The following is a 15,905-nucleotide window of genomic DNA, read 5'->3' on the forward strand; positions in this document are numbered from 1 at the left end:
GCCGCTTCCCACCCACGATTCGAACCGCTGCGGTGCCATCGTTGTCCATGACGGTTGGGACAAATCGACCCGGCGGCAATCCGTGGGGTAGCCATCATGGTTGGGGATCACGGCCACTGCGTCGACCCTATGACGTCTATCACCGCGGCGAATCGGCCGCCGCCATGGGCGTGGGGCACACCGTCGCCGCAGCGGACGACGCCGAAGATGAAGACCCGCAGCAGCGTCGGATGCGATGTGAAGCCGTTTTGTTGCTGGCCAAGAGCCCGCTTTCGACAAGAAAACTGGCCCAGCTGGCCCAATTGGCCGATGGAACCGAGGCCAGGACACGAATTCGTGAATTGAACGAGATTTACAGCACACATCACCGTGCGATGCGGATCGAAAAACTGGCCGGCGGTTACCGGATGGTGACCCGTGCGGCCTTGGCACCTTGGTTGCGACGGCTTAGCCACGTGCCGGGGCCGATCCGGTTATCATCCCCGATGATGGAAACCTTGGCGGTCGTCGCGTATCGCCAACCGGTTTCGCGTGCCGACGCCGAAGCAGTGCGAGGCGTCGCGTGTGGCGAAATCCTACGACAACTGATGGAACGCGATTTGATACGGATCGCCGGACGTAGCGAACAGCTCGGCCGCCCCTATCTTTACGGAACCACCAAACGTTTTTTACAACTCTTTGGCCTGACAGGCGCCGACGACTTGCCGAAAATTCAATGGCAGGCCGTTCGCGACGATCCGCCCTCGGATCCCAACGATCCAACACCGAACGAATCCCCTTCGCGCGAATCAAACTTCGACGAATCATCGACATCAACGAAGGAGTCAGTCGTGAGTACCGCCATGGCATCCCCAATCGAATTCACCACCAGCCAGCCGGATCAAGCTGCGGCCGATTCCGATTCGTTCGCACAGGATCAAGCGGCCGACGTCACCGCTTCGCCCGTCGCTGTCATCGAGGATGAAGAAGACGAGTTGTACGAAGGTGGTTTCGACGACGACGACGATGAAGAAATCGATGACGATGAATTCAGCGACGATTGGGCCGACGAAGAAGACGACGACGATGATGAAGATTCGTCCGATGACGACGACGAAGAAGATGATCTAGACGACGACTGGGAAGAAGTCGGCGACGATGACGATGAAGACTGGGACGAAGAAGACGAGTCGGACGACTGGGATGACGACGATGAGTCCGCTGACGATGATGAGGACTGGTCAGAGTAAGCTTCGTCGCTTCGTGATGAACGATCGCGACACGCAGCCGAATCAACCACGCGCAGCCGAATCAATCGTCGCCCAGATTGAACAAGTGCCGCAGCGCTTCTAACAACCCGCGGCTGTGGCCTTCGGCGGCATCGTCTCGAAGCGATGCCAGGGGCGGGTGCAACAGTTTGTTGACCACACGATCAAAGGACTTGTCGATCTCCTTGATCGCGGCTTCTTCGATTCCCATTTCGCGAAGCTTGTTGTTCAGACGGACCAATTCGTCGTCTTTGATCTCCAACGCTTGGTTCCGCAAACGCCGGATCACCGGACCGGTGGCACGATGATTCAAATCGTGAAAGAAACGTTCGGTTTCTTCCGCGATGATCTTCTTCGCTTTGGGCCATTCCTTTTCGCGTTCACGTCGGTTTCGCGTGCAGGCCGCTTCCAAGTCATCGATCTGATACAGATACACTCCGGAATAATCGTCGATCCCCGGATCGAAATCGCGGGGTACCGCTAGGTCCAAAATCAATAAGACTTTGCCTCGGCGCCGCGGATGGATCTGGGCAAAGGTCGCCGCACTGACGATCGGTTCAGCGGCCGATGTGGTGCCGATCAACAAATCGGCGCCGACCAAACGCTGATTCAACTGTTCCCAGTCATCACTTTCGCATTGAAATTGATCTGCCAATTCGATCGCACGTGGACGGTTGCGGTTCAGCACGCAAATGTCGCGGGCACCGGCGTCTTTCAGGTAGCGCAATGTTTCCCCCGCCATCTCGCCGGCGCCGCACAGCACCACACGCTTGTCGGCCAAGGAATCAAAGACCTCGGGAACGACTTCGCCCACCGCGACACTGGGCACACTGACACGTCGTCGGTGAATCGTGGTTTCTTGCTGGACACGTTTGGCCGCGCGATTGGCGGCTTGAAAGACGGCATGTGTCAGCGGTCCGGTTGAACCGAACATGTTGGCTTGTTGATAGGCCTGTTTCACCTGGGACAAAATTTGCGCTTCGCCCAGCACCATGCTGTCCAGGCTGGCCGCCACCGTGAACAGGTGCTCGACCGCTTCGGGACCACTGCGATGAATCATCTGATGCAACACATCGTCGGCATTCAAACGCTGTTGGTTGGCGACGAAATCGGCGAAGGCTCGTCGGTCCAACGTCGACGGGTCGGGGGACGCGGCATACAGCTCCACACGATTACAGGTGCTTAACAGAACCAATTCGCCCTTGGGGAATCGGTTCCGAAACGCACCCAGAAACGCATCGATTTGATCGGCGGGAACGCTGACCTTTTCACGAAATTCCACCGATGCATCGTGGTGGCTGCAGCCGATCATTTGCAGTGCCCCGGCCGAACCATTGGCCGGCTGTGCGACTGGATTGTCGGGTGTCGGATTGTCCGTTGTCGAATCTTCCGATGTCGCAGCGGATTTTGGCGTGTCGGATTTTGTCACCGCAGGAAGACCTCCGGCTGATCCAAGAATTTGCCCACGACGATCGAATCGATTGGTGTCGTCGTGTGGATTCCCACAGCGGGCGGCCCGGGTTCGACCGCTGGTTCACCGTGGGGTGATCCCAACACGCCGAACATCGCCAAAACCAAAAAGCCGAAACTGGCCAACGTCAGATAGGCCACCTTATGGCCGCGTCGTGCCGGGGCATACAACATCTCCACGATGCTGGCGATCAACAGCCACAGAAACAACGCACCGCTGAACAGAACGCCGCCGTCGGTCCAGCCGACTTGGCCCCATCGATTCAAGTTCATCACAACGCCGGCAAGCACGCCCACGCCGACGGACAGCAAACTGGTCAGCAAACAACCGCGACTCAGACGCTGAAGTGTTTCTAAATCGGGCAAGCGAATCGTCGAACCGGCACGTTTCTGTTTCAAACGTCGCGACTGGAACAGGTACATCAAACCGCTTAAAAACCCAACGGTCACCGCCGCCGATCCGGCAGCCATCCCAATCGCATGGACCGTCCGCCAGATTTCAAACGCTTCGCTGCGGGTGAACGGAGGCTGGTTTCGCAGCATCGCCGCCAACCCGATCAACAACAAGATCGCCGGCAAGAAGAAGAAGCTGATCACCGTATCGGGACGACGCAGATACATCACCAAAAAGCAGACCGCCAATCCGAACGACGTCAGCAAAGACCAGTCCATCCAGGTTGCCAAGCGTGACAATTCATCGCCGCCGTCCGATCCGGTCGCCCGCAACGTCAGATACGCCAACTGCGTCAACAGCCCGATGATGGTTAGCGCCAGAACGGCGATACCGCGACCGGGATACCGCCCGATCAATCGCGACAATTCCAGCAGCAAAGCCAGCAGATAACAGCTGGCAAAGCAGATCACGGAAATCTCGCTGAGAAAATCCAACATGGAAACTGAACAGCAACTTGGGGGTGCCGGGGGGTGTTACCGCCAAGTCTAATCGATCGACTTCGATTCGCCTGCCTCACTAGGGTGGCCCGTCCCGATTCGATGCGCCCCGAAAGGATCCTTGCCCGATACACTCGGTCGGCCGCCAAACGTACGCGGCAGACGAATCACAAAACAATGCGCCGGCGTTGATCGGTCGTGATCACCACGGGTTCTGGTTCCAACGCCGAATCTGAATCTGGTCGGGCCCCTGGGAAAACAAACGGACGCGGACGGCGCCGTCGCGACGCGTGATCGCCACATCCGAACCGGTCAATTGCATCGCGATTTCTACGTCCGGATGCAGTGCGCGTCGGCCACCACTGACGACGACCTTCGAAGGTCTGGCCCAGCGAAGCACCATGTCTGAATCGGCTGCCAGGCTGCCGTGGTGGGGTGCCATCATCACGCCGCCGGGCGACGGACGTGGGCCGTTGACCAGAGTCATCGTACCAGGCGGTTCCAAATCACCGGGCAAAATCATCCACGTCGATCCGGCATTGATCTGCAACACCAAACTGTTCGCGTTGTCCGACCCGGCCAGACGAGTTTTCGGCGGATGCAACGTGACCAGATCCGCACGATCGCGTTGGTGATGATCACCCACCGACCACGTCTTCACCGGAACACGGTGCCGCCGGATGGCGTTTCGGATCGGAATCAGCGCGGGTTCGTCCGGTTCATCCATCATGCCGGGCGGCGTGATGATTTGATCCACGTCAAACCGATTCAACAGCGACGGTAACGCGTTGAAGTGATCCGAGTCGGCGTGCGACAACACGATGCCCGACAGGTGCGTGGTGCCCAGTGACCACAACACGCCGTCAATGTCATGGCTTTCGCCAAGGTCGTTGCCCAAGTGCCCACAGTCATACAACCAGACATCATCCTGGTCGAAACGCATCACCACCGCCGTTCCATGGCCGACGTCGACGAAGATCGATTCCGTCGTGGCGTTGTTCATGGGAACCGGCGTCGTGGACAACCACCAAGCCATCACAACCCATAACCCCCATGCCGATATTGCCACCATGAGACTCCGCCGCCGTGGATTTTCGAGTGCCGGCGGAATCGGATTGGTCGATCGACCGATGCCACGTGACAGTAAGGCCACGATCAAGACGACGTAGAACCCAACGACGCACCAGGTCGGCGGCGAAGGCAACCAAAAATGGCCACCGGGTATTTCCGCCGCCCGCTGGACGATCCAGCGCATGACCAAAATGGTTTGGTGACAAATCCAACCGCTGGGAAGACCCAGAGGCATCCACAACTGGTCCAGCGCGATCGTCACCAGACCCGATGCAAGGGCGATGAACATCCACGGACCCAACAACACATTGGCCAAGACACTGATGGGTGAAATGACATGAAACTGGTGCCACACCAATGGTGCGCTGACCAAGGTCACCGCGGCACTGTAGGAAAACGCGTTGCGGACACCTGTCCAGATTCGTCTGGCGTGATAGGCGATCGGCGGGCTGGATTTTTCGATCAATCGATCCAGCTGTTCTTCTCGCGATAGTTCTTGGCGGACCGCTTCGCTTTGCAACGGATCGGTGGACCCGCAAATGATCAACGTGGAAACCGCAATGAACGACAGTTGAACGCCGATGCTTTCGATCAACGTGGGATTCCACAACAACAACAACAAGGCGGCCAACCCCAACGAGTTGATCGATACGGCGGGTCGCCGGACCCACAGTGACAGTGCGTAAACCGCCACCAAGATCGATGCCCGAACCACCGGCGGCCGACCACCGGTCACCGCGGTATAGACCAAACACGTCAACAGAATCAGCACGACGCGACCATGGACGCGGACGCCGACAAATGTCGCCAACCATCCGGCCATCACCACGACGATCGCCAGGTGCAAACCGCTGACCGACAACAAATGCACGGTACCGGTCACCAACAACTGATCACGGGTCAGCGGATTCACATTGTCGCGTTGTCCCAAGATCAGCGCCATCGCCAGCGGACCGCTGCTGACATCGGTGTGACGCAAAATGGATTGACGGCCCAATCGCGATAGTTCGCCCGCAAAGCGTCCGATCCAATTCCCCGACGCCGCCCACCAGGCCGGTTGGTCATCGGCCGCGGATGTGATGACACCGGCCGCGTCATCCACGTGGATTCGACCATGCAGTCGTCGTTGCCGATAAACGCGTTGCAAGTCAGGCTGTCCTGGATTGCTAGCCGGCTGAAAACGGCTCAACTCACCCAGCAGTGTGACCGCATCGCCACACCGCAAATCGGACAACGGCTGGTCGACGGTGACCATCGCACGGCCCCCGGTGCTTCGAAATGCTTTGCCGATGCGAATGGCCGACACGGTCACTTCGAATCGCGTTTGCATCGTCGGTTGATTGCGAAGCCGTCGTTGGTCGGCCAGCGGGTGACGACGAAACGTCGGTGGTCGGTCCACGACGGCTTGAACAATGGCGGGCCGCGAAAATTCACCGATGTGTTGTCGTAATTCCGCCGCGTCGTAACGCGTCGTTTCCAGGTGGTGTCGCATCGCGAAACATGGGACCACCACCAGCATCGCGGCAAACGTCCGCCCCCGCACCGGACCCCAAAGCGTCCAGACCGCCGATCCGATCACCCACAGGCTCATCACGCCCCAACGGGTGCCGACGAACCGATCCAGCAGAATTCCCACGCATGCCAGTACCGCCAATATCACCATTGGTTGACGGTGCAGCCAGCGTGAACCCCGTTGCGTCACAGATCGCCCGATCGTCCACACCATCCGCGAAGCCGTCGTCCGCACCGACCCGTCAACGCCGGAATCCTTGACGAGATCATTTGAACTGTGATGTGTTTGGCGACGTCTATCCATTCCCACCCCGATCGGCCAAAACATAGTCTATCGTGGTGGAACATCGGCCGCTTTGCCCCATGCACCATTCTCCTTCAAGCACAGTCGCATCATGAAATTCACTTTCCTGCGGATCGTCGGCGTGGCCTTGATCCCGTCGGCCATTTTGAACGCGCAGCCTGCTTCGAAACATCTTCCACAATCGTCTGCTTCTGCACAAAGCAACATGACCTTGGAATACCCGGAAACCAAAACGGTCGACGTCGTCGATAATTATCACGGTCGCCAAGTGGCCGATCCTTACCGATGGCTCGAAGATGTCGAAAGTGATGAAACCGCCGCATGGGTGCAGGCTCAAAACCAATTAACCCAAAGTTACCTTTCCGAATTGCCGTCCCGGTCCAAGTTTCGTGATTCGTTGGAACGTCTGTGGAATTACGAGCGTTTCGGATTGCCCCATCCGGTTGCCAACAACAGCGAATCTGATGCGGCAAAACCGCAACAGTATTTCTTTAGTCACAACGACGGTCTCCAGGATCAAAGCATTCTGTACGTTGCCCAGGGACCGGATTCGCCGCGTCGTGTGTTGATCGATCCCAACCAACTTTCTGACGATGGGACCGTGGCGCTATCGTCTTGGGTTCCCAGCAAAGACGGCCGGTTGGTCGCCTATACGCTGGCCGACGGCGGCAGTGATTGGCGAACCGTCAAGGTTCGAACGGTGGCCACCGGCGAAGACACCGACGACCTTGTTCGGTGGGTCAAGTTCAGCGGCATTGCATGGTTGTCCGATGCCAGCGGGTTCTTTTATGCCCGCTACGACGAACCGGGCGATGGCGAAGAACTGACGGGCACCAACGAGAACCAAAAACTGTTCTTTCATCGGCTGGGCACCGACCAAGCGGACGACCTGCTGGTCTATGCACGCCCGGATCATCCGCAATGGGGCTTTTCACCCGAAGTCACCGACGACGGACGTTTTCTAGTCGTGCAAAACTGGAAAGGGACTGAACCGAAAACTCAAATCTTCATTCGTCGGTTGAACGGGGATGACCCGCTTCGTGGTGAAGGCGACGAATTGGAATTACTGATTGGTGGTTTCGAAGCGGATTTTGAATTCGTCGCATCGGTCGACGATACGCTTTACTTCTTGACCGACGATCAGGCACCGCGACGACGTTTGATCGCCGTTGACGCCAACGACCCGCAACGGGAACAGTGGCGTGAAGTCATCGCCCAACATCCGCGTGACGTTCTTCAAGGCGTCCAACTGTTCGGCGAAACGTTCTATGCGGACTATCTGCAGGACGCTCGATCGCGAGTGGCGCGTTACACCATCGACGGCACGGCCATGGACGACCTGGAATTGCCCGGCGTGGGCAGCGTTGTCGGGCTGTCGGGGCAACAGGATGCGACCGAAACGTTTTTCAGCTTCACCAATTACGTGACGCCCAGTTCGATCTATCGGTTGGATTTGACCACCGGGCAAACCGAACTTTGGCGATCGCCCGATGTCGATTTCGCGGTGCAGGATTACTTGACCGAACAAGTCTTTGTGACCAGTCGCGATGGCACCCAAGTGCCGATGATCATCACACGGCATCGCAACAGTCAGCTTGATGGTGAAAACCAAACATTGTTGTACGGTTACGGCGGCTTCAACATTTCACTGACGCCATCGTATTCACCGGCCATCGCCGCGTGGCTGGATGCGGGCGGCATTTACGCCGTGGCCAACTTGCGTGGTGGTGGAGAATATGGACGCCAATGGCACGAAGACGGCATGCGACTGAAGAAGCAGAACGTGTTCGATGATTTCATCGCGTCAGCCGAATACTTGATCGATCAGGGTTACACCCGTTCGTCGAAGCTGGGGATCCGAGGCGGCAGCAACGGCGGATTGTTGGTCGGTGCGGTCATGACGCAACGTCCCGATCTGTTCGCGGCTTGTTTGCCGGCGGTCGGCGTGATGGACATGCTGCGATACCACAAATTCACCATCGGATGGGCGTGGGCGACCGAATACGGTAGCAGTGATGAAGAAGACCAGATCGACAACCTGTTGTCGTATTCTCCGCTGCACAACCTGAAACCCGGCGTTTGTTATCCGGCGACACTAATCACGACGGCCGATCGTGATGATCGCGTTGTTCCGGGGCACAGTTTCAAGTTCGCCGCGGCACTTCAAGCGGCCCAGGGTTGCGAACATCCGACACTGATCCGTATCGAAACCCGTGCCGGTCACGGTGCGGGGACGCCGGTCAGCAAGCGAATCGAAGAATACGCCGACTTGTGGTCGTTCTTGGACGCCGCGACCGGTGGAAACGAACGCTAGCGGCCGGAAACAGCGACGACCGTCGCGCCGGAGAACGCGCGACCCCGCGAATCCGCTGATGCACTACAACATCCGCGAAAAAGTCTTCTGTCGGCAGCGACGCCGACGTCTTTGGGAATCACACCGACAATGCTGCTGCAACAACCTGCCGAATCCCCCTACGACTTGCGATTCCAGCTGTTCGGATTTCCGATCCGCGTGGCGTGGACGTTTTGGATCGGAGCGGTCGTGTTTGGTTACGGTTTGGCCGACATGGTCGACCAGTTGTTCCAAGATTCCAGCCCGGGGCGGTTTCCGCTGTTGTTGTTGTGGGCGGCGTGTTTGTTGGTTTCGATCATCATCCATGAACTGGGCCATGCGTTGGCGTTTCGGACGCTGGGCATTGAATCATCGATCGTTTTGTATCACTTCGGTGGTTTAGCGATTCCACGTAGCGGCCGAACCACCGGTGGCGGTTTCGAATTCGCTCCGGTGACTCGACTTTCGCCGTCCCAGGACCTGTTCATCGCCGCATCAGGACCCTTGCTGCAGATCGCGTCGGCGATGGTTTTGGCGGTCGGTTTAAAGGCGGCCGGCTATGGCGTTGCGGCCTTCGGAATCATTCCCGGTTTCAACCGAATCGAATGGCTTCAAGAGGGCCAACCGCTGGCCACGGTGGGGATGTTTGCGATCGCGTTGTTCTACATTTTGCCCAGTGTTTTGTGGGCCCTTTTCAACCTTTTGCCCGTCTATCCGTTGGACGGTGGACGCGTCGCGCGTGCGATCATTCAGTTGGCCGGCGGCCAGATCGAACAGTCGCTGTGGTTAAGTCTGGTGGTGGCCGTTTTGATGGCAGTTTGGGGTCTGCAAAGCGGCGAGATTTTCATCACGCTGTTGTTCGCTTCGCTGGCCATGGGCAACTACCAGATGCTGCAGCAGTACGGCGGTCGTTTTTAACGCTGTCTGGCGTTGACGCGGCTTAGCGATGCGTCCGTTTGTACGGTCGAATGATGAAACGTTGCGACGGTACGCGACAAGTTGATCGTTCAAGGTCCGTTGAAGGTCAAAGTTGACGCATGCGTGGTAAACGAACCATCGATTCGTGTGCAAAACACATTGCATGTCGCGTGTCAATTGATCGACCAAAGCCATGCTTGAAACAGAGCATGTTGCAGCATCAAACACGCTGTTTGAACGTCTTCGCGTAGCAAAAAAAGTTTTCTTCGCAACCACTTTTTTGTTGAAAAGATGTTGCGAAATCTGCTGAACTGCGTACAGTTACGCGCAGTTTTTTACGGTTGAGTCGATGGATCGGTACGACGTGGATGTCGTGATGCGTTGGATCAACCACGATTCATGTTCAGTGAGCCGTGGCCGGTGACTTCTGAAACGAAAGTTTTGCAAGTCACAATGACTCACTGGCAGTTCCTTTCTCGCGGAGGAAGAACGTGGCCAAAAAGAAAGCAGCGAAGAAACGTGCCGTTAAGAAACGTGCAACGAAGAAGGCAGCCGTCAAGAAGAAGGTAGCCAAGAAACGCGCAACGAAGAAAAAGGCAGCCAAGAAGAAGGCCGCTAAGAAGCGCGCAACAAAGAAAAAGGCAGCCAAGAAAAAGACCGCTAAGAAGCGCGCGACCAAGAAGAAGGCCGCCAAGAAGCGCCGCTAGTGCCTTTTTGATTCGATCGTTTGCTGATTTTCAGCTCGATCGGCAAGACAGAATCCACATCGCCGCGTCGGCATTTCCGATGCGGCTTTTTTCTTGCGCTCCGCGTGCCCGGATGCTGCAAACGTGCCCGGATGCTGCAAATGCAGTGCAGCGACGGCCCCAATGCCGCCACGAATCGCCCCCGTGGTGTCTTCTACAAGGTCGGAAGGCTGGTCGATACGCCCTCCGACGCCGCTTTGGATGCCAAATGCCGCACCAACGCACGCGCCGCCTGTTCAATCGGTGCCGCCGCATCAGGCTGATCGGCAATCACTTCATGCAAACGGCCTTCGTCGCCGGCTTCGCGCAAGCGAATGTCGATCGGCAAGCCGCCCAAGAACGGCACGTCCATCTGAGCAGCTTTGTCACGTGCACCACCACGGCCGAAAATGTCGTAGGTCTTGCCGTTATCCGGGCACAGAAAGCCGCTCATGTTTTCGACCATGCCGGCAACCGGAATGTTGACCTTGCGAAACATGTTGATCGCTTTGACCGCATCCAACAAAGCGACTTCTTGCGGCGTGCAAACGACGACCGCGCCGCTGATCGGGACCGACTGTGACAACGTCAGGGCGATATCACCGGTACCCGGTGGCATGTCGATGATCAGGTAATCCAGTTCGCCCCATTGGGTGTCACGCAAAAACTGTTGGATGCTGCCGTGCAACATCGGCCCACGCCAGATCACCGCTTGGTCGGGTTCCACCAAGAAGCCCATCGACATGACGGGAAATCCTTCACGCAATTCGATCGGTCGGATCTTCTTGTCCGCGTCGACCTCCGGACGTCCTTCCAGCCCCAACAGGTGAGGCACGCTGGGGCCATAGACATCCGCATCCATCAATCCGACACGACTGCCCATTTGATTCAGCATGACCGCCAAAGATGCGGCGACGGTACTTTTCCCCACACCGCCTTTGCCACTGCCGACCAACACGACCTTCTTGACACGCAGTCCCAATTGACCGATTCGCGCCGGTGGGCGTTCATGCGGAACGATTGTTGCGTTGATTGCGGCGCCGGGAAACGCGGCCGTCAATCGGTCGTTGATGCCGTCGCGCACTTCGTCACCGATCGCCCACATGCACGACGTGATGCCCACGCTGTAGCTGATCTTGTTGTCGTCCACCTGAACGTCTTGGATCTGACCCATCGGTCCCATCGCGCGACCGGTTTCGGGGTCAAGCGTTTGATCCAAGATGGCTTGGACGGCCGTAAGCGTGATTTCAGACATGGGGTTGTGACCGTGGCAGAAGGGACCGGGACAGTCGAAAGGGCATACGCAAGTATCCGTCGCGCCGCCGAAACATTGACCACCGGTGGTTCGTCAAAACCACCGACGTGAACAATGTCAGTCTAAGCATCCGTCGAAGATCGCCAATCCCGCGGTCAATCGATGTCGCATTCGCCACAGTTCCGCTGCGGTCGCCGCGGTGCCTTCGGCGCCTTGGCTGTGCATCAGTAATCGGTCGCGATCGGACAAACCTTCGCCCACCACCCACTGTCGTCGCGCGACGTCACGGGCGCTTCGCAGGTGCGCGGCAATAACCAGCGGCGTGGCAATCCTGTCATGCCAGATCAGAATGTCGGGGCGATCCACGGCAAGGTCATCCAGCCATCGTCGAAAGTCGTCTGCCAGGATCCCCGGCGCGTTTGCCCCCGGTCCGTTGTCGCGGATCGGCGGTGCAACCGCCCGGTCGACACGGACGGGCGGGGTTGGGTTCATATTCGGGGACGTCGACGTGGATGTATCCCGAACGGAATTCATACGATCGATGACAAAGCGAACATTCAGCAACCAGGATTCTTCGTCGGTCACCACGACGATTCGATCCGGTCGTCGGCGACGCCACGGTCGCATCCAATCATCGGCGGAAGATTGCGAAGGCATCATTCGTTGGAGATCGAAGGTGTGCTGTCGTCCTTGGTTGTGCCGGTGTCACCGTCCGGCTGACTTTCCAAACGGCGCAGCAAACGCGCACGGCTGATTCCCAAACGCCTGGCAGCTTCACTGCGGTTTCCGTCGGCCGCCGCAACCGCTTCTTCGATCAACCGCCGTTCGATTTGATGAAGGGTCGCGTCCAAGTCGATGTCACCCATCGCATCGGCTTCGGCCGAAGGTGGACGATAGGAACGCACCGCCAATGGCAAGTGTTCGCGGGTCAGCACGGCCTGTGAACCCATGCCCGCAGCAAAACGAACCGCATCGTCCAGTTCGCCAATGTCGCCGGGCCAGGGATAGCGGACCAACGCATCTTGACCGTCGCGGTTGAAGCGTTCGGCAATGACGTTGCCGCCACTTCGTCGGCTTTCCAGCAAAGCTGCTGCAACCGTCGGGACGTCATCGGGCCGATCGGCCAAAAAGGGAACGTCGATCATCAATCCGCACAACCGCCGCATCAAAGGCTCAATGACGTCGGCAGATCCTTTGTGGCGTCGATCCAGAATCGCGATCAATCGCAAACGTTGTCCGAACAGATCCTTCCACTGATCCACCCGCTGTTGCACGTCCGGCGGTGTTTCCTCCAAACCTCGAAGCACGACGGTGGCGGTCGGTCGGCCGTCCCCGGTCAGGTGGCTGATCAACGGTGCGGCGACCGCCTCCAACAATTCCAAATCCATCAGCGCACCGTCGATCGTTTCGGTCGGTTCGATCGCCGGTTGGTTCGCGTCGTCCGAATCGACGGGCGTGGAAAGCTGATGCAACCGTTGGGCCAAGCGTTCGCTTGGAAAACCCCCCGGCGCGGTGATCAGTGTGTCATCGCGAATGCGTCCGGCGATTTCCAACTGGCGACGCGTGCGTCGAATCGCATCACTGTCGCCGGCGATGATCGGGTCGTGGATCCGTCGATCTTCATCCATCCAGATCCGCAGATGGCGTTGCAGTTCGATGGACGCTTGCCAAGAAGGATCGTTTGTCTGGGATGGATACAGCGGAAAGCGATCCGAAGGCCCGATCCAACCGATTGTCAGTGATCGCCCGGGGGCGGTCGGCCAAGAAAGAAAGGCCGCACATTCGACCAGACCCGGTGCCGCGTTCGGACATTCGGGGCCGGACCACGGCACGACCAACAAGCCGGTAACCCCACGACCCGGGGGCGGTGTCAGATGAGCCGCACAGCGCGACAGGGCATCATCGTCGCCGGCGGATGTGACACGCACGCCGATCAATTCGTCGCTGTCACAGCGCAATCGATCGCCGACGGCGTCGGTCGCCAGGGCGATCCGGTCATCTTCATCCAGGACCCACATTGCCAAGCCGTGCTGGGTCAACAGCTTGGCGAACGAACGCAGTTGCGTAACGTTTGGCAACGGCTAAGCCCCCGAAAGCGGGATCGACGGACGAAAGGTACGGACTTGTCCCTGCAAAGGGATGCATCAACGCCGGACCGTTCGCCGCGTCTGGCCGCGGGATCTGCGTCTTACACGTCGAAACCCGCCGCCGTCGGCCTAGAACGTGTCCAGGATGAAGTGATGTCCGCTGTGGAACCGGCGGTTGCTGGGATAAAAGTTGTGCCAGCGTTTGTTGTACACCGGAATCCGCATTTCGGACGGATAACGATGGTACAAGCTGTCGCTGCTTTTGTAGTAGTCTTGCCCGTAGAAGTTCTGCGGGTAATAGACGTACGGATAGTGATAAAAGCGGTTCCAGTCATGCGGTCTGGCGCCGCCACCCCATGCCTGACCATAGGCACGAGGTTCGGCCGAGGCCGGTTGAATGGTGGCAAAAGCCGCGGCCGCTAAAACGGCGGCAATGAAAATCTGACGGATCATCCTGTGATTTCCCCCTACGAACGACATGGCGCAGCCGGCAAATGGGATATCCCCTGCAATCCGACGCACCCGTTCTATCGGCACGTCCGTCATGGCGGGTTGAGTCGATTCGGGGAACGCTTTTGCCTTCTCAGCGCGGGGCCGCCCTACGTATGATGAACCACAACGCGCGAGCGATCCCGCCGGAGACGCTGGATTCCGCTGCAACGATGTCCCCATGCTTTTGAATGACGTTTCACCGAAAAAGGCTGTCATGTTCCGCCGAACCCCGCTCGCCATCGTCGCTTCGCTGTTGGCCTGTTTCGCGACCCTGACCCCCTGGGGCGGGACATCGGTGGCACTGGGCTGCCCCTTTTGCAACGCGATTTCGCAAACGCTTCGCCAGGAAATGCAGGCCATGGACGTCGTGGCCATCGCGACCGTGGTCGACACCGAAACGACGCGTGACAGCGAAACCGGCGGTGTCCGGATGCGTATCGAAACGATCCTGAAGGGCGACCAGCATGCGGAAGTCGGCGATGTCATCACCGCGATCTACTTTGGCGAGATTCAAAAGTCCCGTCGGTTCTTGGTTCAGGGTGCCCAGCCACCGGATCTGCAGTGGTCCAGTCTGCCGGTGAACGAACGCGTCGAAAAATACGTCATCCGAGTCAGCGAATTGGATGCCGAGGATGCCGCATCACGGCTTCGGTTCTTCATCGATTATTTGCAGGATGAAGATTCGATGCTGTCACGCGACGCCTACGACGAATTCGCCATCACCCCCTATGAAGCGGTCCGCGAAATCAAGGACGACATGGACCACGCCCAACTGATCCAGTGGATCGAAGATCCGGAACTGTCGGCGGATCGAAAACGCTTGTACCTGACCATGCTGGGCGTCTGCGGCAGCGAAGACGACCTGCCGATGCTGGAACGCATGTTGCGCAGCGAACAAAAAAGTGTCCGGAACGGCCTGGACGCCTTGATCGCCTGTTATCTGACACTGGCCGGCGAAAAGGGATTGCCGCTGATCAACGAGAAATTCTTGGCCAACAGGCAATGCGGCTACGGCGACACCTACGCGGCCATCATGGCCATCCGATTCCACGGGACCGAAGGCGATGTGATCGCCCGCAGTGCATTGATTGAATCCTTGCACCTGATTCTGCAGCGTCCGGACTTGGCCGATTTGGTCATTCCCGACTTGGCACGATGGGAAGATTGGTCGCAAATCGATCGCATGAAACAGTTGTTTTTGGAAGCCGATGAAGAAACCAGCTTTGTCCGCGTCCCGGTCGTCAATTACCTGAAAGCCTGTCCCAAGCCCGAGGCGCGCGAAGCACTGGACGAATTGTCCAAAGTCGACCCCGAAGCGGTCCGCCGGGCCAACATGTTCTTTTCGATTCCCAAGCCTCAGCCCGAAGATTCTAGTGATCAGGATTCGGGATCCGAATCCGAGAATGCGGAACCCGCCGCCACGTCATCCTGGCGATTTGAACAAACCGACCGGCCGGCGCTGAAGGTGCAGACGGCCGAGGCGGCCGCCGCCCCGTGGGCGAACCTTTGTCGCATCGCCGGCGTAATGGCGGTGAATCTGGGTTCGATCGTGATCGGCCAGTACCTGCTTTTGACCGGCGGAGCCCGCTGAATTTCCCTTG

At 58.1% G+C, this 15,905-nt stretch carries 12 protein-coding genes; 5 read left to right on the forward strand and 7 right to left on the reverse strand.

Translation table 11 applies throughout. The features are described from left to right. Positions 1-32 precede the first annotated feature (32 nt). Positions 33-1,229, forward strand: a complete 1,197-nt coding sequence (gene scpB / locus HFP54_RS20595) for an SMC-Scp complex subunit ScpB (RefSeq protein WP_315853947.1) — start codon at positions 33-35, stop codon at positions 1,227-1,229. Between the two features lie 61 nt (positions 1,230-1,290). Here scpB and hemA read toward each other — a convergent pair whose 3' ends face one another. From hemA to HFP54_RS20610, 3 genes are all read right to left on the reverse strand, one after another. Beyond that, positions 1,291-2,559: a glutamyl-tRNA reductase gene (hemA, locus tag HFP54_RS20600; protein ID WP_146416456.1), complete on the reverse strand. Its 1,269-nt coding sequence runs from the start codon at positions 2,557-2,559 to the stop codon at positions 1,291-1,293. A gap of 113 nt (positions 2,560-2,672) precedes the next feature. After that, positions 2,673-3,608 (reverse strand): cytochrome c biogenesis protein CcsA, encoded by a 936-nt coding sequence (gene ccsA / locus HFP54_RS20605; protein WP_168566605.1) that lies wholly within the window; start codon positions 3,606-3,608, stop codon positions 2,673-2,675. A 202-nt stretch (positions 3,609-3,810) separates the two neighbouring features. Next, positions 3,811-6,333 (reverse strand): ComEC/Rec2 family competence protein, encoded by a 2,523-nt coding sequence (locus HFP54_RS20610; protein ID WP_168566606.1) that lies wholly within the window; start codon positions 6,331-6,333, stop codon positions 3,811-3,813. A gap of 367 nt (positions 6,334-6,700) precedes the next feature. Here HFP54_RS20610 and HFP54_RS20615 point away from each other — a divergent pair, with 367 nt between their 5' ends. From HFP54_RS20615 to HFP54_RS20625, 3 genes are all read left to right on the forward strand, one after another. Then, positions 6,701-8,809 carry a prolyl oligopeptidase family serine peptidase gene (locus tag HFP54_RS20615; RefSeq protein ID WP_390657960.1) on the forward strand — a complete coding sequence of 703 codons (2,109 nt, stop codon included), beginning with the start codon at positions 6,701-6,703 and terminating at the stop codon, positions 8,807-8,809. 129 nt (positions 8,810-8,938) lie between these two features. After that, positions 8,939-9,745 (forward strand): site-2 protease family protein, encoded by an 807-nt coding sequence (locus tag HFP54_RS20620; RefSeq protein WP_146416410.1) that lies wholly within the window; start codon positions 8,939-8,941, stop codon positions 9,743-9,745. A 491-nt stretch (positions 9,746-10,236) separates the two neighbouring features. Then, positions 10,237-10,452, forward strand: coding sequence for a hypothetical protein (locus HFP54_RS20625; protein ID WP_146416411.1), 216 nt, complete (start codon positions 10,237-10,239; stop codon positions 10,450-10,452). Positions 10,453-10,645: 193 nt separating this feature from the next. On the opposite strand, the gene HFP54_RS20630 is transcribed toward HFP54_RS20625, so the two are convergent. The 4 genes from HFP54_RS20630 to HFP54_RS20645 form a co-directional block, all read right to left on the reverse strand. Then, positions 10,646-11,725, reverse strand: coding sequence for an Mrp/NBP35 family ATP-binding protein (locus tag HFP54_RS20630; RefSeq protein WP_146416412.1), 1,080 nt, complete (start codon positions 11,723-11,725; stop codon positions 10,646-10,648). A gap of 117 nt (positions 11,726-11,842) precedes the next feature. Continuing rightward, positions 11,843-12,385: a hypothetical protein gene (locus HFP54_RS20635; RefSeq protein WP_168566608.1), complete on the reverse strand. Its 543-nt coding sequence runs from the start codon at positions 12,383-12,385 to the stop codon at positions 11,843-11,845. Further along, positions 12,382-13,803, reverse strand: coding sequence for a helix-turn-helix domain-containing protein (locus tag HFP54_RS20640; RefSeq protein ID WP_168566609.1), 1,422 nt, complete (start codon positions 13,801-13,803; stop codon positions 12,382-12,384). The genes HFP54_RS20635 and HFP54_RS20640 overlap by 4 nt, the downstream gene beginning before the upstream one ends. Positions 13,804-13,941: 138 nt before the next feature. Then, positions 13,942-14,265: a calmodulin-binding protein gene (locus HFP54_RS20645; protein ID WP_146416415.1), complete on the reverse strand. Its 324-nt coding sequence runs from the start codon at positions 14,263-14,265 to the stop codon at positions 13,942-13,944. 253 nt (positions 14,266-14,518) lie between these two features. Here HFP54_RS20645 and HFP54_RS20650 point away from each other — a divergent pair, with 253 nt between their 5' ends. Continuing rightward, positions 14,519-15,895 carry a hypothetical protein gene (locus HFP54_RS20650; RefSeq protein ID WP_206036318.1) on the forward strand — a complete coding sequence of 459 codons (1,377 nt, stop codon included), beginning with the start codon at positions 14,519-14,521 and terminating at the stop codon, positions 15,893-15,895. The last annotated feature ends 10 nt before the right edge of the window (positions 15,896-15,905 follow it).

Origin of the sequence: Crateriforma spongiae, from assembly GCF_012290005.1 — a bacterium.
GTDB classification, from domain to species: Bacteria; Planctomycetota; Planctomycetia; order Pirellulales; family Pirellulaceae; genus Crateriforma; species Crateriforma spongiae.